The 20,261-nt window shown below is 68.4% G+C and carries 22 protein-coding genes; 15 read left to right on the plus strand and 7 right to left on the minus strand.

Annotation, left to right across the window (positions count from 1 at the left end; all coding sequences use genetic code 11):
- Positions 1 to 9 precede the first annotated feature (9 nt).
- Positions 10 to 1,071: an SDR family oxidoreductase gene (locus tag EDF69_RS13455; RefSeq protein ID WP_132882206.1), complete on the minus strand. Its 1,062-nt coding sequence runs from the start codon at positions 1,069 to 1,071 to the stop codon at positions 10 to 12.
- Between the two features lie 99 nt (positions 1,072 to 1,170).
- Between EDF69_RS13455 and EDF69_RS13460 the strand changes: the two genes are divergently transcribed.
- Positions 1,171 to 1,548: a winged helix-turn-helix transcriptional regulator gene (locus tag EDF69_RS13460; protein ID WP_125961011.1), complete on the plus strand. Its 378-nt coding sequence runs from the start codon at positions 1,171 to 1,173 to the stop codon at positions 1,546 to 1,548.
- A gap of 35 nt (positions 1,549 to 1,583) precedes the next feature.
- On the opposite strand, the gene dnaA is transcribed toward EDF69_RS13460, so the two are convergent.
- From dnaA to mutM, 3 genes are all read right to left on the minus strand, one after another.
- On the minus strand, positions 1,584 to 2,990 hold the full coding sequence (gene dnaA / locus EDF69_RS13465) for a chromosomal replication initiator protein DnaA (protein WP_339538497.1): 1,407 nt from the start codon (positions 2,988 to 2,990) through the stop codon (positions 1,584 to 1,586).
- 475 nt (positions 2,991 to 3,465) lie between these two features.
- On the minus strand, positions 3,466 to 3,729 hold the full coding sequence (gene rpsT, locus EDF69_RS13470; RefSeq protein ID WP_125961013.1) for a 30S ribosomal protein S20: 264 nt from the start codon (positions 3,727 to 3,729) through the stop codon (positions 3,466 to 3,468).
- A 97-nt stretch (positions 3,730 to 3,826) separates the two neighbouring features.
- Positions 3,827 to 4,639: a bifunctional DNA-formamidopyrimidine glycosylase/DNA-(apurinic or apyrimidinic site) lyase gene (gene mutM / locus EDF69_RS13475; protein ID WP_125961014.1), complete on the minus strand. Its 813-nt coding sequence runs from the start codon at positions 4,637 to 4,639 to the stop codon at positions 3,827 to 3,829.
- A gap of 58 nt (positions 4,640 to 4,697) precedes the next feature.
- Between mutM and EDF69_RS13480 the strand changes: the two genes are divergently transcribed.
- The 9 genes from EDF69_RS13480 to EDF69_RS13520 are packed head-to-tail and all read left to right on the plus strand — an operon-like array spanning position 4,698 to position 12,001.
- Complete coding sequence (locus EDF69_RS13480; protein WP_125961015.1) at positions 4,698 to 5,429, plus strand: class I SAM-dependent methyltransferase; 732 nt, start codon at positions 4,698 to 4,700, stop codon at positions 5,427 to 5,429.
- A 31-nt stretch (positions 5,430 to 5,460) separates the two neighbouring features.
- Positions 5,461 to 6,993 carry a 2-polyprenylphenol 6-hydroxylase gene (ubiB, locus tag EDF69_RS13485; protein ID WP_132882204.1) on the plus strand — a complete coding sequence of 511 codons (1,533 nt, stop codon included), beginning with the start codon at positions 5,461 to 5,463 and terminating at the stop codon, positions 6,991 to 6,993.
- A complete protein-coding gene (locus EDF69_RS13490; protein WP_125961017.1) occupies positions 6,993 to 8,096 on the plus strand; it encodes a hypothetical protein in 1,104 nt (367 codons plus the stop codon). The genes ubiB and EDF69_RS13490 overlap by 1 nt, the downstream gene beginning before the upstream one ends.
- Positions 8,093 to 9,268, plus strand: a complete 1,176-nt coding sequence (gene coaBC / locus EDF69_RS13495) for a bifunctional phosphopantothenoylcysteine decarboxylase/phosphopantothenate--cysteine ligase CoaBC (protein ID WP_132882203.1) — start codon at positions 8,093 to 8,095, stop codon at positions 9,266 to 9,268. The genes EDF69_RS13490 and coaBC overlap by 4 nt, the downstream gene beginning before the upstream one ends.
- Positions 9,255 to 10,043, plus strand: a complete 789-nt coding sequence (locus EDF69_RS13500) for a lysophospholipase (protein ID WP_239555491.1) — start codon at positions 9,255 to 9,257, stop codon at positions 10,041 to 10,043. The genes coaBC and EDF69_RS13500 overlap by 14 nt, the downstream gene beginning before the upstream one ends.
- Positions 10,040 to 10,489 carry a dUTP diphosphatase gene (dut, locus tag EDF69_RS13505; protein WP_132882202.1) on the plus strand — a complete coding sequence of 150 codons (450 nt, stop codon included), beginning with the start codon at positions 10,040 to 10,042 and terminating at the stop codon, positions 10,487 to 10,489. The genes EDF69_RS13500 and dut overlap by 4 nt, the downstream gene beginning before the upstream one ends.
- 17 nt (positions 10,490 to 10,506) lie before the next feature.
- A complete protein-coding gene (locus EDF69_RS13510; RefSeq protein ID WP_132882201.1) occupies positions 10,507 to 10,905 on the plus strand; it encodes a hypothetical protein in 399 nt (132 codons plus the stop codon).
- Entirely contained in the window at positions 10,902 to 11,654 is a 753-nt protein-coding gene (locus EDF69_RS13515) for a HesA/MoeB/ThiF family protein (protein WP_132882200.1), read from the plus strand. The genes EDF69_RS13510 and EDF69_RS13515 overlap by 4 nt, the downstream gene beginning before the upstream one ends.
- A complete protein-coding gene (locus EDF69_RS13520; RefSeq protein ID WP_132882199.1) occupies positions 11,642 to 12,001 on the plus strand; it encodes a DsrE family protein in 360 nt (119 codons plus the stop codon). Before EDF69_RS13515 ends, EDF69_RS13520 begins: the two co-directional genes overlap by 13 nt.
- 28 nt (positions 12,002 to 12,029) lie before the next feature.
- Here EDF69_RS13520 and galU read toward each other — a convergent pair whose 3' ends face one another.
- Positions 12,030 to 12,899: a UTP--glucose-1-phosphate uridylyltransferase GalU gene (gene galU / locus EDF69_RS13525; RefSeq protein ID WP_132882198.1), complete on the minus strand. Its 870-nt coding sequence runs from the start codon at positions 12,897 to 12,899 to the stop codon at positions 12,030 to 12,032.
- Between the two features lie 114 nt (positions 12,900 to 13,013).
- Here galU and wecB point away from each other — a divergent pair, with 114 nt between their 5' ends.
- Both wecB and wecC read left to right on the plus strand, forming a co-directional pair.
- Entirely contained in the window at positions 13,014 to 14,153 is a 1,140-nt protein-coding gene (gene wecB, locus EDF69_RS13530; RefSeq protein WP_165889961.1) for a non-hydrolyzing UDP-N-acetylglucosamine 2-epimerase, read from the plus strand.
- A 13-nt stretch (positions 14,154 to 14,166) separates the two neighbouring features.
- Entirely contained in the window at positions 14,167 to 15,435 is a 1,269-nt protein-coding gene (wecC, locus tag EDF69_RS13535; RefSeq protein ID WP_239555493.1) for a UDP-N-acetyl-D-mannosamine dehydrogenase, read from the plus strand.
- Positions 15,436 to 15,438: 3 nt separating this feature from the next.
- On the opposite strand, the gene EDF69_RS19820 is transcribed toward wecC, so the two are convergent.
- Complete coding sequence (locus tag EDF69_RS19820; RefSeq protein WP_165889960.1) at positions 15,439 to 16,359, minus strand: M48 family metalloprotease; 921 nt, start codon at positions 16,357 to 16,359, stop codon at positions 15,439 to 15,441.
- A 198-nt stretch (positions 16,360 to 16,557) separates the two neighbouring features.
- Here EDF69_RS19820 and EDF69_RS13545 point away from each other — a divergent pair, with 198 nt between their 5' ends.
- The 3 genes from EDF69_RS13545 (at position 16,558) to EDF69_RS13555 (ending at position 18,845) form a co-directional block, all read left to right on the plus strand.
- Complete coding sequence (locus tag EDF69_RS13545) at positions 16,558 to 17,325, plus strand: metallophosphoesterase family protein (protein WP_132882195.1); 768 nt, start codon at positions 16,558 to 16,560, stop codon at positions 17,323 to 17,325.
- Between the two features lie 49 nt (positions 17,326 to 17,374).
- Positions 17,375 to 18,469 (plus strand): glycosyltransferase family 4 protein, encoded by a 1,095-nt coding sequence (locus tag EDF69_RS13550; protein ID WP_132882194.1) that lies wholly within the window; start codon positions 17,375 to 17,377, stop codon positions 18,467 to 18,469.
- Positions 18,470 to 18,578: 109 nt separating this feature from the next.
- Positions 18,579 to 18,845, plus strand: coding sequence for a hypothetical protein (locus tag EDF69_RS13555; protein WP_239555495.1), 267 nt, complete (start codon positions 18,579 to 18,581; stop codon positions 18,843 to 18,845).
- A 210-nt stretch (positions 18,846 to 19,055) separates the two neighbouring features.
- On the opposite strand, the gene EDF69_RS13560 is transcribed toward EDF69_RS13555, so the two are convergent.
- Positions 19,056 to 20,261: a hypothetical protein gene (locus EDF69_RS13560; RefSeq protein WP_165889959.1), complete on the minus strand. Its 1,206-nt coding sequence runs from the start codon at positions 20,259 to 20,261 to the stop codon at positions 19,056 to 19,058.

Genomic DNA, 20,261 nt, shown 5'->3' on the forward strand with positions numbered 1-20,261 from the left:
CGGCGTCCCTCAGGGGATCAGCCGGTCGGCGCGCAGCCGCTCGAACAGATCGAAGAAGGCATCGTCGCTCGGCTGGTAGGCGGTGAAGCCGAGCCTGCGGCTCTTGCCCATGTCCGTGACGACCTCGATCGGCCGACCGAGGTCCGCATCCGTGTGCCAGGGCGACGCGAGGCGGGCGAGGTCCGGCTCGACGAGTCCCTCTCGCGCGGCAATCGTGCGCCAGAGGTCTGCGTCGTCGACCATCTGCGCCTCCAGCGGCAGAACCGTTCCGTCGAACGGTGCGGGCCCGATCCCAAACCATTGCGCGATACGGCTCCACATCCACTTCCAGCGGAAGACGTCGCCGTTCACGACGTTGAACGCCTCGTTGCGCGCCGCAGGCGTGGTCGCCGCCCACAGCAGGTGGCTGGCGAGCAGCCGGGCGTCGGTCATGTCGGTCAGCCCCTCCCACTGCGCTGCCGATCCGGGGAAGCGGAACGGCCGACCGGTTTCGCGGCACAGCGTCGCATAGACCGCCAACGTCGTTCCCATGTTCATGGCGTTGCCGACCGCTTTCCCGATCACGGTGTGCGGACGGTGGACGCTCCACGAGAAGCCGTCGCGCTCGGCGGCGGCGAACACCGCGTCCTCCTGCGCATAATAGAAGTTGGGCACGTCGAGCCGCCCCTGCTCTTCCCGGAACGGCGTTTGCGGGAGCGCGCCCTTCCCATAGGCCTCGAACGGCCCGAGATAGTGCTTGAGCCCCGTGACGAGCGCGACGTGCCGCGGCCCCTGCGCCGGCGGCAGGGCGTCGAGCAGGTTGCGCACCATGGCCCCGTTCACCCGGATGTTCTCCGCCTCGCTGTCCTGACGCGCCCAGGTGGTGATGAACACGGCATCGGGATGCACGCCCGCGAGCGCGGCGGCGGTCGCGTCCCGGTCGTTCAGGTCGGCAGCGACTGCCGCCACGCCGGGCTGCGCCTGCGGCCGGCGCGCGAGGCCGTGCACGCTCCAGCCCTCCGCCAGCAGCAGATCCGCCGTCGCGCTGCCGACGATGCCGCTCGCGCCCACCACCAATGCCGTCTTCGTCATGATCCTGCTTCCTTGTCCGATTGGCACCTCAGCTAGGCAGCCAGGGCACAAGCTTCTAGACGGCACCATTCAGGGACATAGGCACCAGGAGGTACCCACATGCGGATCGGTTCGGCCGAGGAGGAATGGCGCGAGGATTGCGCGCCCCGTCGCACGCTGGAGCTGTTTGCCACCAAGTGGACGAGCATGGTGCTGCACACCCTGCATGTGCGCCACGCAGGAGTCGCGCGCACAGGCGTGCTGCTCCGCAGCCTGCCCGGCATTTCGAAGAAGATGCTGACCCAGACCCTACGCGAGATGGCGGAAAGCGGGCTGATCACCCGCCATGTCCACGGGACGATTCCGCCGGCGGTCGAATATGCGCTGACGCCGCTCGGACGTCGATTCGTCGAGCCGGTCGAGCTGCTTTACGCCTGGGGCCGCGACAACGCCGATGCGCTGGACCAGCTGCGACCGCGTCCGACGTCGCGGCGTTAGTTGCAAGGGGCAGCCCGTGCGGCCGCCCCGGCGCTTCAGGCGCCCTCGAGCTGCCGCATCAGCTGGCGGACGGCACCGTCGATCTCGCCGTCGAGGCCACGCAGCGACTCGATGCGCTTCACGGCATGGATGACGGTCGAATGGTCGCGGTTGCCGAACTTGCGGCCGATCTCAGGCAGCGAGCGCGTGGTGAGCCGCTTGGCGAGATACATGGCGATCTGGCGCGGGCGCGCGATCGCGACGGCGCGGCGGGCGGAGACCAGATCGAGCTGCTTCAGTTCGAAGTGGCTGGAGACCGCGCGCTGGATGTCGTCGATGGTGATGCGCTTCTTCGGCCCCTGGAGCATCTCGCCCAAGGTCTGGACCGCGAAGTCCATGGTGACCGGCTGGCCGATCAGCTGCGCATAGGCGACGACGCGGTTGAAGGCCCCCTCCAGCTCGCGCACGCTGCCGTGGATGCGGCTGGCGAGCAGGTCGAGGACGTCGGCCGGCACCGGCACCGCGGCATTCTCAGCCAGGCGGCGCGACAGGATCGCGTGGCGCAGTTCCAGCGCCGGCGGCTTGATGTCGGCGACCAGACCGGCGCCGAGCCGCGACACCAGCCGGCTCTCGACGCCGTCGAGCAGGTGCGGGCTGCGATCGCACGCGATCACCAGCCGCTTGCCCGCGTCCATGAACGCGTTGACGGTGTGGAAGCACTCCTCCTGGGTCGCGTCCTTGCCGGCCACGAACTGGAGGTCGTCGATCATCAGCAGGTCGACGGCGCGCAGCCGCGCCTTGAAGCTGTGGGTGTCGCGGGCGCGCACCGCGCTCACGAACTCGAACATGAAGCGCTCGGCCGGCATGTAGATCGCCGTCGCCTGCGGATTGGCCGCGAGGAACGCGTGGCCGATCGCGTGCATCAGGTGCGTCTTGCCCTGGCCGGTGCCGCTGTGGAGGTAGAGCGGGCTGAACCGCGGCACGCCGGGCTCCGCCAGCAGCTGGGCTGCGTTGCGGGCGACACGGTTCGAATCATGCGACACGAATCGGTCGAAGGTGAAACGCGGATCGAACTGCGAGCGCTCCGGCGCGCCGATCGGCTGCGCGGGCACGGGCTCGGCAGCCGGGACGGGCGCGGCCGAATCGGCGAGCAGCGTGGCGCCGGCCACCGGCGTCGCCGGCGCGATCGACTCGCCGGTCAGGACGCGCGCGGGCTCCAGCGTGCTGACGGTCTCGACCGAGACGGTGCGGATCTCGGGCAGGCAGGCGCGGAACTCGAACAACAGCCGATCCGCGTAGTGGCTCTTCACCCAGTTCGTCATGAATGCCGACGGCAGCCCCAGGCGCACCATGTCGGCGTCGCTGTCCGGGAGCAGCACCATCGGCTTCAGCCAGCGGTCAAACAGCCGCTGCCCTGCGGACAGGCGCAGGTTGTGGCGCACGCGCCCCCACGCGGCTTCCACGGCTGCTGCTGTTCCTTCCCCCGTTCCCGTCACGCGAACACACCTCTCCCCCGACCGAAAGCAGCGCTTTCAGCCTGTGATTCCAACTAGCGATAAGCTCCAACGGTAACCTGGCCGTGAAGACCGGAACCGCACGCGAAACTCCGCGATACCGTGCCCCGGAGCCGGGGCGTGGGGCTTGTTTAGGAAGGCGGCGGAAGGAAGATCAAGAGCCGGTCACGCCCAAAAAAATAATATAGAGCATTGACACCCCGAACCCCTCGGAATTCCGCGGGTTTCCGTTTTTTGCCCGCAATAACAGGGACTTAGCCGATCCGGTTTGTTACGACCCCATTCGAATCGTGACAAATCCGTGACTTGTCCGTGACTTGGACCGCCGTACTTGATTCGTCCCGCGGCGGTGGATTTCAGGCACGAAAAAGGGGCTCCGCCGGCACCCGGCGAAGCCCCTTTTTCAACCTGGTCGTGCGTGCGCTCAGGCGAGCGACGACACCGCCTTGGTCAGGCGTGCGAACTTGCGCGACGCGGTGTTCTTGTGGAGCACGCCCTTGGCGACGCCCCGCGCCAGCTCCGGCTGCGCTGCGGTCAGAGCAGCCGAAGCCGCCTCACGATCGCCCGATGCCAGCGCCGATTCGACCTTCTTGATGAAGGTACGGATGCGGCTGACCCGCGCGCCGTTGATTTCCGCGCGACGCTCGTTGCGCCGGATACGCTTCTTCGCCTGTGGCGTGTTCGCCATGTGCCGTCCTGATCCTGTGCTGCATGAACGGGCGCAGAAACTCCACGGCCCGGGAAAGCGGCGCCCCTACCGCGCACCGTCGAAAAGGTCAAGCTTTTCAGCGCTGGCACTTGGGGCACCAGAAGGTGGAACGCCCGCCTTCGGTGCGGCGCTGCACCGTCCCTCCACAGGGACAGGCTGCACCCTCACGCCCATAGACCCGCCATTGCTTGGAGAAATAGCCCAATTCGCCATCGGGCCGCGCATAATCGCGCAAGGTGGAGCCGCCCGCCTCGATCGCGGCGAGCAGGACGGCGCGGATCGCCTCCACCAGCCGGTCGAGCCGGGCGCGGGCGATCTGCCCGCCCGCCCGTGACGGAGCGATTCGCGCCAGGTTCAGCGCCTCGCACACATAGATGTTGCCGAGCCCGGCGACGATCCGCTGGTCGAGCAGCATCGCCTTGATCGGTGCGGCCCGGCCGGCCAAGGCCTGCGCCAGATAGCCGCCGGTGAACTCGGGGCCCAGCGGCTCCGGCCCCAGCGCGCGGAACGGCGCCCATTCCTCGACCGATTCGGTGCGCAGCAGATCGAGCGAGCCGAATCGCCGCGGATCGTTCAACGCGAGCGACCTTCCCGCCTCGGTCTCGATCAGCAGGTGGTCGTGCGGCAGCAGTTCCGAAGGATCGACGCGCCATCGCCCGGACATGCCGAGGTGGAAGACGAGCGTGTCCCCGCGGTCGGTGTCGATCAGGCCGTATTTGGCGCGGCGACCAAGTGCGACGACCTGCGCCCCGGTGAGCCGCTGGCCCAGGTCCTCGGGGATCGCGCGGCGCAGGTCGGCGCGGCGGGGCACGACACGCGCGATGCGCTGCCCCTCCAGCACCGGGCGCAGTCCACCCACGGTGGTTTCGACTTCGGGAAGCTCGGGCATGATGGGTGGGAGCTAGGCAGGGTTTGCCCGGGCCACAAGGCTTGGCTAAGGCGCTTGCATGACCAACACCGTCTCGTTCGGCTATGAAGAAGTCGCCCCCGAGGAAAAGACCCGCCGTGTCGGGGACGTCTTCGCCAGCGTAGCCTCCCGCTACGACCTCATGAACGATGCCATGTCCGGAGGCATGCATCGGCTCTGGAAGGATCGCTTCGTGCGGCGGGTGAAGCCGCAGCCGGGCGAGCAGATCCTCGACATGGCCGGCGGGACCGGCGACATCGCCTTCCGTATGGCCGCCCGCGGCGCGTCGATCACGGTCGCCGACATCAATCCGGCGATGCTGGAGGTCGGCATGGGCCGCGCGCAGCAGCGCGGGATCGACGGCCTGGTGTGGACCGAAGCGAACGCAGAAGTGCTCCAGTTCCCCGATCGCTTCTTCGACGCCTACACCATCGCCTTCGGCATCCGGAACGTGACCGACATTCCCAAGGCGTTGCGCGAGGCGCATCGCGTCCTGCGCCGCGGCGGGCGCTTCTTCTGCCTAGAGTTCTCGACCACCCAGTGGCCGGGGTTCGCCGAGGTGTACGACGCCTATTCGCACAAGCTCGTGCCCAAGCTCGGCAAGCTCCTCGCCGACGACGAGGACAGCTATCGCTACCTGATCGAGTCGATCCGCCGCTTCCCGGACATGCCGACGTTCGAGCGCATGATCGGCGACGCCGGTTTCGTGCGGACCAAGGTCGAGCCGCTGCTCGGCGGCCTGGTCGCGATCCACAGCGGGTGGAAGATCTGAGCCCCCGTCCCCGCCGTATCGAGGATCGGGCATGACCTCCAAGATCACCCACGGCTGGCGCCTTTGGAAATGGGGCCGCACGCTGGCGCGCCACGGCGCGCTGCGCGGGCTTGAGCGAGACCCGAGCACCCCGCCAGGGCTCCGCCGCGTTGCACGCCTCCTTCAGATGGGCATGTTCGTGCCCAAGGAACCGCGCTACGCGCAGGCGTTGCAGGCGCTTGGTCCGGCCGCGATCAAGCTTGGCCAGACGCTCGCCACCCGTCCCGACCTGGTCGGCGAGGACCCGGCGCACGATCTGCTCGCGCTGCAGGACGCGCTGCCGCCGCTCCCCTGGTCGGTGATCCGCCCGGCGATCGAGGCGGGTCTCGGCCGGCCGATCGAAAGCGTATTTGCCGAGATCGAGGAAGTGCCGGTCGGCGCGGCCTCGATCGCGCAGGTGCACCGCGCCGTCACGACCGATGGTCGCACGGTCGCCGTCAAGGTGCTGCGCCCTGGCGTCGAGCACGAGTTCAACCAGGCGATCGACACCTATGAATGGGCCGCCGCCCAGCTCGAAGCCTATGGCGGCGAGCTGAAGCGGCTGCGTCCGCGGCTCGTCATCGAGACGATGAAGCGCTGGACCGCGCGCGAGCTCGACCTGCGGCGCGAAGCGGCGTCGGCCTCCGAACTTGCCGAAGCGATGCAGGCGGAGCCGGACTTCACCGTCCCCGCGGTCGACTGGCAGCGCACCACCAGCCGGGTGCTGACGATCGAGTGGATCGACGGCATCAAGCTGTCGAACCGCGCCGCCCTGATCGAGGCCGGCCACGACCTTCCGGCGATGGCGCGCAAGCTGGTGCAGGCGTTCCTACGCCAGGCGATCGCGGAGGGTTTCTTCCACGCCGACATGCACCAGGGGAACCTGTTCGCGCTGCCGGACGGGCGCATCTGCGCGATCGATTTCGGCATCATGGGCCGCATCGACCGCCGCGCGCGGGTGTGGCTGGCCGAGATCCTCTACGGCCTGATCACCGGCAACTATCGCCGCGTCGCCGAAATCCACTTCGAAGCCGGCTATGTGCCCGCGCACCACAATGTCGCGGAGTTCGCGACGGCGCTGCGCGCGGTCGGCGAGCCGATGCGCGGGTTGGCGGTCAAGGACATGTCGGTCGGCATGATGCTGGAGAGCCTCTTCAACATCACCCGTGATTTCGACATGCAGACCCAGCCGCACCTGCTGCTGCTGCAGAAGACGATGGTGATGGTGGAAGGCGTGGCGACCGCACTCGATCCAGACATCAACCTGTGGGAAACGGCGGCGCCGTTCGTGCGCGGCTGGATCCGGGACGAACTGGGTCCGGAGGCGGCGGTCGCCGACCGCATCGTCACCGACCTGCGCACCTTTGCGCGGCTGCCGCAGCTGATCCGCAACCTGGAAGCGCGCTATCCGACACCTGGCGGTGCGCCCCCTGCCCCGCCGTTGCGCGAAATCGAGGTCATCCGCGTCGGCGGCGGGTGGCGATACATCGGCGTGGCCGTGGTGAGCGCCGCGCTGGCGGTAGCGGCGACGCTGCTGGCCAGCTGATGGCGCGGCCCGCCCGCCCGCTGTGGCTGGTCCGCCCAAGCCGGGCCAGCGGCCTCTCGGCCAATCAGGCAGTGGCACTGGTCCTGTTCCTGCTGCTGGTCGCGGCCGGTGCCCTGATGGGCGTGCGCGGCGGGAGCGTGCCAGCGCCGCGTGCAGCGATCGAGCAGAGCGACATCAGCGTGCACGATGGCATCGTCGGCGCGCTGCGCGGCGGCGATGCCTATTACCCGGCAACCGCACGGATGCTGCGCAGTGGCGGCTATCCGCTTAAGCCGTTCCTCTCCTTTCCCCTGCCTACGCTGCCGGTAGTGCTCGCCGTACTTCCGGGGCTGGTGTCGGCCCTGCTGCTCCTCCTGCTGGCGATCGGCACCGCCTTTGCCTGGCAGAAGCGGTTGCGCGAGGCCTTGGCCCGGCCGCTGCCGGTGTTCGGGGGCATGCTGCTCCTCGCAGGCGGGATGGTGGGCCTGCTGGCGCCGGACGTCGTGCTTTTTCCCGAGACCTGGGCAGGCATGCTGGTGGCTATGTCGCTGGCGATCCGACAGCAGGACCGCTGGGTGGAGGCGGTTGCCGTCGCCACCGCGGCGATGCTGATCCGCGAGACCGCCGCCTTCTACGCCATCGCCATGGGGCTGCTCGCCTTTGCCGAGGGACGGCGCCGCGAGGCGTTGGGCTGGGCGGCGGGAATCGGCCTGCTGGCCGTCGTCCTGGTGTTCCATGCCCAGGCCGTCGCGCAGGTCGTCGGTCCACTGGATCCGACCGCCTCGGACGCAGCAGGGATGCACGGCTTCGGCTTCTTCGTGCGCGCCTCGATCACCACGACCGTGCTCCACCTGCTGCCGGCCGCGATCGCCGCGCTGCTGGTCGCGCTCGCGCTGTTCGGCTGGGCGATGTGGGACGATCCGGTCGCCTTGCGCGTGACCGTGACGCTGGCGGTCTATGCTGCCGCGACAGCCATCCTCCCAGGCGCGGACGGGTTCTATTGGGCTTTCCTCGTCGCTCCCCTGCTGCTCGTCGGCCTGGCCTTTGCGCCGGACGGACTGCGCGACCTCGCCCGCGTGCTGCTCGACAGGCGGCGGGTTCGGGTGCAGAGGATCACGCGATGAAGCGCATCCTGCTGATCGTCGGGGGCGGCATCGCCGCCTACAAGGCGTGCGAACTGATCCGCCTGTGCCGCAAGGCCGGCATCGCGGTTCGCTGCGTGTTGACCGACGGAGGTGCGCACTTCGTCACCCCCATGACGCTCGCCGCGCTGTCGGAGGCACCGGTCCACACCAGCCTGTGGGACCTGAAGGAAGAGACCGAGATGGGCCACATCCAGCTCAGCCGCGAGGCGGACCTGGTCGTGGTCGCGCCCGCGACGGCAGACCTGCTTGCGAAGATGGCAGCCGGCATGGCCGACGATCTGGCGACCACGCTGCTGCTCGCGACCGACAAGCCGGTGCTCGCTGCGCCCGCCATGAACGTGCGCATGTGGCAGCATGCCGCCACCGTCCGCAACGTCGCGCAGCTGCGTCGCGACGGAGTCACGGTGCTCGAGCCCGACGAAGGCAGGATGGCCTGTGGGGAGTATGGGCCGGGCCGCCTGCCGGAGCCCGCGGCAATCCTCGCTGCGATCGAGCGCGCCCTTACACCCGCGGCCCAGCCCCTCGCCGGCCGGCACGTTCTGGTGACGGCGGGGCCCACCCACGAGGCGATCGACCCGGTGCGCTACATCGCCAACCGCTCCTCCGGCCGGCAGGGCTATGCGATTGCCGGTGCGCTGGCGAAGCTTGGCGCGCGCGTGACGCTGGTGTCCGGGCCGACGGCGCTTCAGACCCCGCCGGGCGTGTCGCGGGTGGACGTGGAAAGCGCGCGCGAGATGGCGGACGCAGTTGAGGCGGCGCTTCCGGCCGACGCCGCGGTGATGGTGGCGGCCATCGCGGACTGGCGGGTCGAGGCCGCGCCCCTGAAGCGGGCCAAGGCGGACATGGGCGATCGGCTGGAACTCGTCGCCAACCCGGACATCCTCGCGACGCTCGGGCATAGCCCGCGGCGACCGCGGCTGCTGGTCGGGTTTGCGGCGGAAACGCACGACGTGATCAACCATGCCGCCGGGAAGCGCGCACGGAAGGGCGCAGATTGGATTGTCGCCAACGACGTATCGGGGGACGTGATGGGCGGGACCGCCAACGCGATCCACCTGGTGACGGAAAATGGCGTGGAAAGTTGGGAGCGAATGGACAAGGACCTGGTTGCGGAGCGTCTGGCGGAGCGGATCGCACATGCGCTGGCATAGGCTGCTCCCCCTCGCCCTGGGTCTCGCGCTCGCAAGCTGCGCCGGCGGCGGGGTTCGTCCCGCCTCCGACAGTGCCACGGCGACGGTGCGGGAGCAGGCGTTCGGCCCCAATGGCCGTCGTTCGGTGAAGGCGCTGGTCTATGTGCTGCACCGGGACGGGGCGACGTCAGATGCGACCGATCCCCACCGCTTCGCCCGCGCCCTTGCGGCGGCCGCCCCTGGTGCGCGGGTGATGGCGCTCACCCAGCCCGTGGCAGAGGGCGACGCGGACAAGGGTATGTCCCGTGGTTTCACGCGGGAGCGCATCACGGCTTTTGCCGACCGGATCGAAGCCGGGCGCAAACGATATCCGGACGTTCCCACCGTCGTCGTCGGAGACGGCGGCGGGGCGGCATTGGTGGCGGACCTTGCCGGGCTCCGGCCGAAACTGATCGATGGTATGGTGCTCGCCGCCTGTCCGTGCATGTTGCCCGAATGGCGCAAGCACATGGAGAAGTGGATGCCCGGCACATCGTTCAAGCCTGCACCCGACAGCCTCGATCCGCTGATGACGGTGGGCGGTGTGCGCCCGCAGACCAAGGCCGCGCTGCTGGTCGGCTCCGAGGACCCGATCACACCGCCGAAATTCTCGCGCGGCTATGCCGAGGCGCTCGCGCTGCGCGGCATTGCGACCGATTTCCGCGTACTGCCGGGCAAGGGCAACGAGATCCTGAACGACCCGGAGGTGCTCTCGGCCACGACCCGGATGCTCGCATCCCTGCAGGCCGGGCAATGAGCGGCGAACCGATCCGCATCGCCGTCCTTCGGCTGGAACATGGCCGGGGGCTGCCGCTACCGGCCTATGCGACGGCGGGCGCCGCCGGCATGGACATTGTGGCTGCCGAAGACTGCATGCTTGCGCCAGGCGCCAGGCACGCAGTTTCGACCGGCTTCGCCCTGGCCATACCCGCCGGCTATGAAGTGCAGGTTCGGCCGCGCTCCGGCCTTGCGATCAAGCACGGCATCACCTGCCTCAACACGCCCGGCACGATCGACAGCGACTATCGCGGGGAAGTGAAGGTGATCCTGGTCAATCTGGGACAGGAGCCGTTCGCCATCGGTCGCGGCGAGCGCATCGCACAGCTCGTGCCGGCGCCGGTGTTGCGCGCGACGCTCGAAGAGGTGATGACCCTGGACGAGACCGCGCGCGGCAGTGGCGGCTTCGGGTCGACCGGGCGGTGACCCCCTTCCTCGCCCTGATGGCCGCGCTGACTGCGCAGCTGACGCCACCACCGGCCGAACCGAATCGCCTTCGTACCTCGCCGATCGATTGGGAAGCGCTGGACGCGCTTCCCTATCGTACCCAACCGGAAGTGACGCCGCAGATGGTCCGCTTCGTCCAGGGCGAAATGGCGCAGGGCCGTTGCACGCCGCCTGCACCGATCGCCGGCAAGCGCCGCGTCCATGCCGACGTCGCCGTCCTGATCGGCAGCGGCGCGAGCGTGCGGGCGACCATTCCGCGCGCCATCAACTGCCCCACGGTCGAGCAATATGCCGCCGGGCTGGTGCTCGGCTTCGCGCGCGACAATCTGAACACGCGCTTCGCGGTGGAAGGCACCTGGTACCGTGTGAGCATGACCTTCGACCTGCCCGAATGATCCTGACCGACGCGGAGCTGGAGCGCTACGCCCGCCACATCGTGTTGAAGGAAGTCGGCGGCGCCGGGCAGGCCAGGCTCGCCGACGCGCATGTGTGCGTGGTCGGTGCAGGCGGCATCGGCTCGCCAGTGATCCAGTATCTTGCCGCGGCAGGAATCGGGCGGCTCAGCATCATCGACGACGACCGCATCGAATTGTCGAACCTCCAGCGCCAGACCCTGTTCGGCACCGAGGATTTGGGACAGCCGAAGGCTGAGGTCGCGCGGCACGCGGTCGCATGGCTCAACCCGCACGTATCCGTCAACGTGCACCAGCTCCGGATCGATTCGGCAAACGCAGCCGGGCTGGTCGGCGGCATGGACGTCGTGGTCGACGGGACCGACAATTTCGCCACGCGGCTTGCGGTGGCCGATGCCGCGCTTGCGGCCCGCGTTCCGCTGGTCGCCGCCGCAGTCGGCGAGTTCGAGGGCCAGCTGGGGGTGTTCCGCGGCTGGGAGGCGGACAAGCCCTGCTATCGCTGCTTCGTCGGCCAGGACCCGGAACGTCCGGACCGCAGCTGCGCCGACATGGGCGTGCTCGGCGCCCTGACCGGCGTCGTCGGCAGCCTCGCCGCACTGGAGGCGATCCGCGCCATCACCGCCTTCGGCGAGGATAGCGCGGGCAAGCTGCTGCTGATCGACACGCTGGCGCTGCGCTTCCGGACGCTGCTGCTCCCCAAGGATCCGGGGTGCCCCGCATGCGGGGGCTGACCGTCCTCGTCGCGACCGCCGATCCCGTCCGCTTCCGGGCGGCGCTCTCCACCGCTGCGGCCACTGCCGCACTCGGCGGCCGGACGCGGGTGTTCCTTCATGAAGACGCGGTCGTGCTGCTCCAGGCGTCCGCCGATCCCGATGCCGCCCGGCTCGCCGCGGCCGGGTTGCCGGACCGGGCAGACCTCATCGCGATCGCCCGCGAGAGCGGCGTGGAACTGCTGGTCTGCCAGTCGGGTCTGGCCCTCACCGGCCTGTCGATGGCCGAGCTTCCCGCCGGCACGGCCGCCGGCGGGCTGGTCAGCCTGCTGGCGACCCTGGGCGAGGATCGCCTGCTGGCGTTCTGACGCCCGGCTGCAAGCCGGGCGCCGTCGATCAGGCGAGCAGGTCCTGGGCAAAGGCCCGGACCGCGGGGCCGACGTCCTCGCGCGCCAGTGCCGTTGCCAGATTAGCCTGGAGGAAGCCCGCCTTGTCGCCGCAGTCGTAGCGAACGCCCTGGAAGGTCACCCCATGGAACGGCTGATTGCCGATCATCCGCGCCATCGCGTCGGTCAGCTGGATCTCGCCACCGGCACCGGCCTCCTGCGTCTCCAGGATGCGCATGACCTCGGGCTGGAGCACGTAGCGACCGATCACCGCCAGGTTCGACGGCGCCGTTCCCGCCTTGGGCTTCTCGACGAGGCCCTTCACCTCGGTCAGCGTGCCGTCGCGCGTGCCCGGGGTGATGACGCCGTATTTGTCGGTCTGGTCGTCGGCCACTTCCTGCGCGCAGATCAGGTTGCCGCCGACCTTGTTGTACGCCTCGACCATCTGCTTGAGGCAGCCCGGCTGGCCGACCATGAAGTCGTCCGCGAGCAGCACCGCGAACGGCTCGTCGCCGACGATGTCGCGTGCGCACCAGACGGCGTGGCCCAGGCCCATCGGCTCCTGCTGGCGCACATAGGCGACGCGGCCCGGCTTCAGGCGCGTGGCGTCGAGCACCTGGAGCGACTTGCCGCGACCCGACATGGTCGACTCAAGCTCGTAGGCGATGTCGAAATGGTCTTCGATCGCATGCTTGCCGCGACCGGTGACGAAGATCATCTGCTCGATGCCCGCCTCGATCGCCTCGTCCACGGCATATTGGATCAGCGGACGGTCCACCACCGGCAGCATTTCCTTCGGCATGGCCTTGGTCGCCGGCAGAAAGCGGGTCCCCAGACCCCCGACCGGAAACACCGCCTTGCGAAGTGGTTTGATGGACATGCTTGCTCCCTGTGATGTGTCAGCGCGGCCGGACGGCCGATAGACGGTCAGGCCCCCCTGCCCGATACCTTCGCGCGATTAGCACTCCCTAAACTTCCGCGATAGAAGGCTGCCATGGCAACGCACCAAAACCGACGCATTCTGGTCGTATTCGGTACACGGCCCGAAGCGATCAAGCTGTTCCCGGTCCTGCACGCGCTGGCCGAGCGACCAGGACTTGCAGTGCGCAGTTGCGTCACGGCACAGCATCGCGGCCTTCTCGATCAGGTGCTTTCGATCGCCGGCGTGACCCCGGACATCGACTTGGACTTGATGGAGCCGGGCCAGTCGCTGGATCGCCTGACCGCCCGCTTGCTGCTGGCGCTCGGCGAGGTGATGGATCGAGAGCAGCCTGACCGGGTGATCGTCCAGGGCGACACGGCGACGGCGATGGTGGGTGCGCTGGCCGCCTATTACCGCAAGATCCCCGTCGGCCATGTTGAGGCGGGCCTTCGCTCCGGCGACATCTACCAGCCTTGGCCGGAGGAGGTGAACCGCCGCATCGTCGCCCCGATCGCCGACCTCCACTTCGCGCCGACCGAGACGGCCGCCGCCGCCTTGCGGGCGGAGAACGTGTCGCCTGCATCCATCCACGTCACCGGCAACACGGTGATCGACGCCCTGCACGCGACCCGGGACCGCATTTCGGCCGATCCGGGGCTCGCCGCCGAGATTGCGCCCATCGCAGAACGCTTTGCCGGCAAGCGCGTCGTGCTGGTGACCACCCACCGGCGCGAGAACTTCGGGGACGGCATGGCCGCGATCGCGCGCGCCGTCGGCCGGATCGCCGACCGGCCGGACGTAGCGGTGCTCTTCCCGGTCCACCCCAACCCGAACGTGGTCGCAGCCATGGACGCGGTGCTCGGAGACCGCCCGAACGTCGCGCGCGTGGCGCCGCTGGATTACCCCAACTTCATCCGCGCGCTCGAACTCGCGCACATCGTCCTCACTGATTCGGGCGGGGTGCAGGAGGAAGCCCCTGCCCTCGGCAAGCCGGTGCTGGTGATGCGCGAGACCACCGAGCGGCCGGAGGGCGTCACGGCCGGCACCGCGCGCCTCGTGGGCCCGCACGAAGATCGTATCGTTTCGGGAATCTGCACGCTCCTTGACGACCAGGACGCCTATGCGGCCATGGCGCGCGCGCATAATCCCTTCGGCGACGGCCGGGCATCGGCAAGGATCGCGGAGATCGTGGCACGTGATTTCGGACTCTGAACTGAAGGTTTGCATGGTGGGGCTGGGCTATATCGGCCTGCCCACCGCCGCGGTGATCGCCCGCTCGGGTGCCTCCGTCCTCGGCATCGACGTCGATCCGCGGGTGGTCGAGACAGTGAACTCGGGCAAGGTCCACATCGAGGAGATCGACCTGGATGGCCTGGTCTCGGGCGTCGTTGCACGCGGTCTGCTGCGGGCCTCGACCCAGATCGCGCCAGCCGACGTGTTTGTCATCGCGGTGCCGACCCCCTTCGGCCCGAACCACGAGCCCGACATCGGCTATGTGCTGGAAGCCGCCGCCACCATCGCGCCCGTGCTCAAGGCGGGCGATACCGTGATCCTGGAGTCCACCTCCCCGATCGGCACCACCGAAAAGGTGGCGGCACTGCTCGCCGACAGGCGCGCCGACCTCGCGATCCCCGGCCATTGCAGCGGCACCGCGGACGTCGCGATCGCCTATTGCCCGGAGCGCGTGCTGCCCGGCCGAATCCTGGTCGAACTGATCGACAACGATCGGGTGATCGGCGGCATCACCCCGCGCTGTGCCCGCAAGGCACTGCATTTCTACCGCCGCTTCGTGCGGGGCGCCTGCGTGACCACCACGGCGCGTGCGGCGGAAATGACCAAGCTCACCGAAAACGCCTTCCGCGACGTCAACATCGCCTTTGCCAACGAACTCTCGGTGGTGGCGGACACGATGGGCATCGACGTCTGGGAGGTGATCCGCCTGGCCAACCGCCATCCGCGCGTCAACATCCTGTCGCCCGGGCCCGGCGTCGGCGGCCACTGCATCGCCGTCGATCCCTGGTTCCTGGTGCATGCCGATCCGGAGAACAGCAGGCTGATCCGAACCGCGCGCGAAGTGAACGACGCGAAGATCGCCCACACGATCGCCCGGGCGGAAGCCCTCGCAGAAGCGGTGCCCGGCGCACCGATCGCGTGCCTGGGCCTCGCGTTCAAGGCCAACATCGACGATTTCCGCGAAAGTCCCGCGCTCAAGGTCGCGCTGCACCTGGCGAAGCGCTTCGGCGATCGGGTCCGGATCGTGGAGCCCTATGCCGCGCGCCTACCGCAGGCGTTCGAGGGCACCGGTGCGCAGTTGATCGATCTCGACACCGCACTGGAGACCTGCCCCGCGTTCGTGGTGCTGGTCGACCACGACATCTTCCGCTCGGTGCCTCTGGACGAGCGCGCCGACAAGCACGTGCACGACGCGCGCGGCATCTGGCCGGACCAACCGAAAGCCGCAGCCTCGACTCCCCGCCTGCGCGTCGCAGGCTGAGCGTTAGTCCGGCTGGCTGCCGAGATCGGGCAGCGGCTCCTGCCCCGCCTGTTCCAGGCGTTGCATGCGGGCGATCTCGGCCTTGATGATCTCGATGCGACGACGTTCGCTCGGGTGCGTTGCCGCGCGAAAGATGCCGGCACCATGTTCCCGGCCATAGCGTTCCCAGAAACGGACCGCCGCCTGCGGATCGAAGCCGGCGTGTGCCATCAGGTACACGCCGAACCGATCCGCCTCGACCTCCGTGTTGCGGGTCAGCCGCGCGTTGCGCCCGAACTGCTGGAGCAGGCCCCGCTGGATGCCAGCGGCGTTGAGGCGGGCGCGGTGCTTCAGGATGTTGTGCGCCATCTCGTGCCCGAGCACGGCTGCGAGTTCCGCATCGTCGCCCGCATAGGCGACCATCGCGGTGGTCGCTTCGACATAATCGCCGTTGGCGCGGGCATCGAGCGTCTCCGAGGGTCGGGTCTGGAAGCGCGAGGGGCATCCCTGTTCCGGGCTGAACCGGATCTCCTGCCGCGCTCCGTTCCGCTCGACCGTCAGCGTCACCTCCCCGCTCGCCAGCGCCTTCTCGAACTGCTCGGTCACTGCCAGGAGGCGCGTGAAGGTCCCGCTCGTGCCGCTCGGCAGGTCGGGCACCGGCCGACCGTCGATCGCCACGATCCCATCGTCCTCGCGAAGCCCCGCGCGCGCGGCGGGGCTGTCTGGCGCCAGCGCCAGTACCGATGGGGCATTGCCGATTCCGAAGGTGGTGCGCACCTCCGCGCGATCCGATCCGCCGTACTGGCTGATGTCGTGCAGCAGGAAGCCGGGCAGCGGCGCCTTGTCCGGGCATAAACGCGCGGCACGCGCCGCCAGGCGATAGCCGACCGTCTCCATCCGCCGATCCAGCATGCGCAGTGCCAGCAGGTCGTCGCTCGCGGACACGGCAGGTGCAAAGACGGGAACTGCAGCGGCCGGTGTCGCAAACGCGAGCAGGCAGGCGCACAAGGCCAAAGAAAGACGCGACATCCCCCCTGCTACCATCCCGACTCTGCGAGGCAAGGGCACGCGATTCGCCTTGCGTTCAGCCTGCACTCTTATCAAGAGCGGCGACCACTGCGATTCCTGCGACAATTCAAGGTGATGATGTTCTTCAAGCGCCGAAAAGCGGAACTCCGGACCTATCAGCTTCCCGCGGGACAGCGGATCTATGCGATCGGAGACATCCACGGTCGCATCGACCTGTTGCGGCAGTTGCTGGATCGGGTCGAGGCCGACCTTCGGGCCCGACCGGTTGCCGGAACCGTCCTGCTGGTGTTCCTCGGCGACCTGGTCGATCGCGGCCCCGACTCCGCCGCAGTGGTCGCGTTGGTGCGAGAGCTGGTAACGGCGGGGCGGGCGGTTCTGATCAAGGGCAATCACGAGGAGATCTTCGTACAGGCCGCACGCGGGGAGGCACGCGCCGCACGCGGCCTGCTGCAGATCGGCGGGGGCGCTACGCTTGCGAGCTACGGTATCACGCAGGAAGAGATCGATCGCGGCAGCTTTGCGGACCTGGCCGAACTGCTGGTCGACCGCATCCCTCGCGCCGATGTCGATTTCCTGGACCGCGCGCGCGACTGGTATCGCAGCGGCGACTATCTGTTCGTGCACGCGGGTATTCGCCCCCGCGTTCCGCTGGACGAGCAGGATCCGTCCGACTTCCGCTGGATCCGGCGCGAGTTCATCGATAGCGCCCACGACCACGCGATGATGGTCGTGCATGGCCATACCATCGCATCTGAGGTTCAGGAGAAGCCGAACCGGATCGGCATCGACACCGGTGCCTACCGCAGCGGCGTGCTCACCGCCCTGGGGATCGAGGCGGGTGAACGGTGGGTGCTGCAAACCGACGTCCCCGTTGACGCCTGACGAGGCCGCGCTTCCCTAAGAGCGGGTCGCGCGACTAGAAGGCGCGCCCATGAAGATCCTCCACGTCGCGCAGAAGGTGAAGGGTGGCGTCGCCACACATCTTTGCGAACTGATCCCGGAACAACAGGCGCGGTACGGCGAGGATCAGGTCCTGGTCGCTATAGCCGCGGACGAGACCGAGCACCTCGCCTCCCTGCCGCCTTCGAGCCTGCGCCTGTTCGGCAGTTCGGCGCGTAGCCCGGGGGCACTCGCCGCGATGGGTCGCGACGTCGCACGACTGATCCGGCGCGAGCAGCCCGACATCGTGCACATCCACAGTACCTTCGCAGGCCTGGTCGTGCGGCTGCCGTTTCTGCTGCGGCGCAGCACACGCGCGAAGATCATCTATTGTGCCCACGGCTGGGCGTTCAACATGCAGGTGTCGCAAGCCAAACGGCGCGCCTACGCCGCCGCAGAACGGCTGCTTGCCCCGGTAACCGATGCGATCCTCTGCATCTCCCGATTCGAGCAGCGGCGGGCCGTCGAAGTGGGCCTGCCTTCGTCCAAGCTCCACATGGTCTACAACGGCATTGCACCCGACACGCCTGTCGTAGCACCTTCGGAGTTGCCGGATTTCGCCACCGATCGCCTCAACCTGCTATTCGTCGGCCGGCAGGATCCGCAGAAGGGCTATGACGACCTCCGCGACGCCATGGCCCGCGTCCTCGACCTGCCAGTTCACCTGCACGTCGTCGGCGACCGGAGCGTCTCCAACGACGATTCGCCGGGCGAGCCCGATCCGCCGAACGTGACGCGCTATGGGTGGATTCCCATCGGCCGCATCCCGGCGTTCCTGGAAGCGTGCGACGTGGTGATGATGCCGTCCCGCTGGGAGGGATTCGGCCTCGTCGCGATCGAGGCCATGCGGCAGGGCAAGCCGGTGTGTGCGAGCGACGCAGATGCGCTGCCCGAGCTCGTGGTTCCGGGTATTTCCGGATATATTTTTCCGGCCGGGAACGTAGACGCGCTGACGGAGTTGATCCGCTCGATGAGCCGCCCCCAGCTTCAGCGCCTGGGTGTATCCGCTCGTCAGCACTTCCGCGCCAAGTTCACTGTTGAACAAATGAGTAACGCTATTTCAAAGCTTTACGAGGAAGTGGCCTAAATGCATCACCGAGGTTGGAATATGGAAGCCGGGCCGGAAGCGCGTTGACTTCGGCAGTGCAGCATGCGACCTGCTCTCTAATTCCGCATCGTAACAGTGGAGATGGTCTATGAAGAAACTGGTAGCTGTAGCAAGTTCGTGCGCAGCCCTGATGATGGCTGCGGCTCCCGCAGTGGCGGCACCGGCGGTTTCGGCTCAGGCCCCGACCCTCGGCGTTCGCGCTGCGGCCGTGAACCGCACGGTTGTTCCGACCAACGCTGAGGCGAGCAACCTCGCCGGCGGCGGCATCATCGTCGGCGTGCTCGCACTGGTTGCCGTCGGCCTGGGCATCTACGTCGCGGTTGACGAGGACGACGACGCTCCTGCGAGCGTCTAAGTCAGAGATTTCGGGGCCTCGGCGACGGGGTCTCATCTCACAAGGAAGCCCGGTCGACCGCTTGGTCGCCCGGGCTTTTTTCTTATGGGATCAAGCTGACGCGTAAGCCTCGGAATGGTCGCGTCACAGAAGCGACGGCAGCCTGTGCGCCGCGGACGCGATCATTCCTTCCGCCCAGGCGGTGGATTACGAATACCGCGGTGGGCTACCCTAAGGGCGACGAAGGTTGAAGCTGTCGATCCAGAGGGGCGGGTCGCTGCGGCGGCCCGATACGGTGGCGATCCGGACCTGTTGGACCGGGCATCCGGAGACGGGAACCACAAAGCTCAGCGTCTTCGCCTCCCAGTTCTGGGCAAAGTCGCTCCGCGCCGTCGAGAGCAGTTGGTTCGAGCCCAGGCATCGCACGGACACCTCAAGCGACCCCATTCCGCTCTCCGCGAAACCCTCGTAGCGCAGCGTGTAGCTCGCAGGAGCCAGCAACAGCGACTGGTTCATCACTGCTCGGGGCTTTCCGACGGCATAGGGGTCGATCCGGAGTGCGGCTCCCTTCCCGTCCGGACGCGATGTGATCGCCACGGCGCGTCCGATCGCGCGCTCCCCCTGCCAGCCGAGGCTGCCAACCGACGCCGCATCCTCGAACCCGCCGTTGACGAGAAGCGGCAGCGGACGGCCCGTGGCCTGCCGCCAAAGCGCCCGCGCACCGGCAGCATCGCCAAGCCTTACCTGGCGCTCCACCAATGCACCCAGTTCAGACGGCGTGGGCCGGCCTCCCGCGGCCTTGAGCGCCTCCAGAAGCGCCGCAAGGTTCGCGTCGGGACTGCCAATGAACGCCTGGAAAAAGGCTCCGCGCCACGGCGGCTGCTTGGCCAGCCGCGCGGCCAGGTCCGGCAGCGCCGGCGGGAAATTGGACACCTTCACCAGCGTCGGGAGAATCTGCGCGGCGAGGCCGGGCTCCCGCCGAAGCATCACGTCCGCACGACGAAAGGCGTCCGCGTACCGGCCCTGGGTCATGTCCAGGTCGAACATCCAAGCGTCGGCCGTCGATTCGCGACGGCTGAGTTCGGACGCGCGCGCCATGAGCTTGTCGGCGGCCGCGATATCCCCGGAGTCCACCGCGGCGAGCGCAAGAACGAGCGTTGCACGCGACGAAAGCGGATCCTGGATCAGCGCGCGCCGCGCGGCGTCGCGCGCGACCGGAACGTTCCGCAGGATCTGGCTTTGCGCAAAGCGAGCGAGCACGGCCCCGTTCGAAGGATCCACTCGTGCGGCCACGGAGGGCGCCAACCGTGGTTCGGCCGCAAAGCCTTTCACCCCGATCTCCCAAGCGCCCCCCACGAAGAGCAGTGCGGCGACCGCAATACGCGGATCCAGGCGCCTGCGTGCCTTTGCCCCGCTCTTCCTTCGCCGCCGCTCCAT

The organism is Sphingomonas sp. JUb134 (assembly GCF_004341505.2).
Classification (GTDB): Bacteria; Pseudomonadota; Alphaproteobacteria; order Sphingomonadales; family Sphingomonadaceae; genus Sphingomonas.

Bases quoted from the DNA above. Each gene is read 5' to 3' on its own strand.
- EDF69_RS13455 (WP_132882206.1), bottom strand. From the start codon at position 1,071: ATGACGAAGACGGCATTGGTGGTGGGCGCGAGCGGCATCGTCGGCAGC.
- EDF69_RS13460 (WP_125961011.1), top strand. From the start codon at position 1,171: ATGCGGATCGGTTCGGCCGAGGAGGAATGGCGCGAGGATTGCGCGCCC.
- rpsT (WP_125961013.1), bottom strand. From the start codon at position 3,729: ATGGCGAACACGCCACAGGCGAAGAAGCGTATCCGGCGCAACGAGCGT.
- mutM (WP_125961014.1), bottom strand. From the start codon at position 4,639: ATGCCCGAGCTTCCCGAAGTCGAAACCACCGTGGGTGGACTGCGCCCG.
- EDF69_RS13480 (WP_125961015.1), top strand. From the start codon at position 4,698: ATGACCAACACCGTCTCGTTCGGCTATGAAGAAGTCGCCCCCGAGGAA.
- ubiB (WP_132882204.1), top strand. From the start codon at position 5,461: ATGACCTCCAAGATCACCCACGGCTGGCGCCTTTGGAAATGGGGCCGC.
- EDF69_RS13490 (WP_125961017.1), top strand. From the start codon at position 6,993: ATGGCGCGGCCCGCCCGCCCGCTGTGGCTGGTCCGCCCAAGCCGGGCC.
- coaBC (WP_132882203.1), top strand. From the start codon at position 8,093: ATGAAGCGCATCCTGCTGATCGTCGGGGGCGGCATCGCCGCCTACAAG.
- EDF69_RS13500 (WP_239555491.1), top strand. From the start codon at position 9,255: ATGCGCTGGCATAGGCTGCTCCCCCTCGCCCTGGGTCTCGCGCTCGCA.
- dut (WP_132882202.1), top strand. From the start codon at position 10,040: ATGAGCGGCGAACCGATCCGCATCGCCGTCCTTCGGCTGGAACATGGC.
- EDF69_RS13510 (WP_132882201.1), top strand. From the start codon at position 10,507: ATGGCCGCGCTGACTGCGCAGCTGACGCCACCACCGGCCGAACCGAAT.
- EDF69_RS13515 (WP_132882200.1), top strand. From the start codon at position 10,902: ATGATCCTGACCGACGCGGAGCTGGAGCGCTACGCCCGCCACATCGTG.
- EDF69_RS13520 (WP_132882199.1), top strand. From the start codon at position 11,642: ATGCGGGGGCTGACCGTCCTCGTCGCGACCGCCGATCCCGTCCGCTTC.
- galU (WP_132882198.1), bottom strand. From the start codon at position 12,899: ATGTCCATCAAACCACTTCGCAAGGCGGTGTTTCCGGTCGGGGGTCTG.
- wecB (WP_165889961.1), top strand. From the start codon at position 13,014: ATGGCAACGCACCAAAACCGACGCATTCTGGTCGTATTCGGTACACGG.
- wecC (WP_239555493.1), top strand. From the start codon at position 14,167: ATGGTGGGGCTGGGCTATATCGGCCTGCCCACCGCCGCGGTGATCGCC.
- EDF69_RS13545 (WP_132882195.1), top strand. From the start codon at position 16,558: ATGATGTTCTTCAAGCGCCGAAAAGCGGAACTCCGGACCTATCAGCTT.
- EDF69_RS13550 (WP_132882194.1), top strand. From the start codon at position 17,375: ATGAAGATCCTCCACGTCGCGCAGAAGGTGAAGGGTGGCGTCGCCACA.
- EDF69_RS13555 (WP_239555495.1), top strand. From the start codon at position 18,579: ATGAAGAAACTGGTAGCTGTAGCAAGTTCGTGCGCAGCCCTGATGATG.
- EDF69_RS13560 (WP_165889959.1), bottom strand. From the start codon at position 20,261: ATGGAGCGGCGGCGAAGGAAGAGCGGGGCAAAGGCACGCAGGCGCCTG.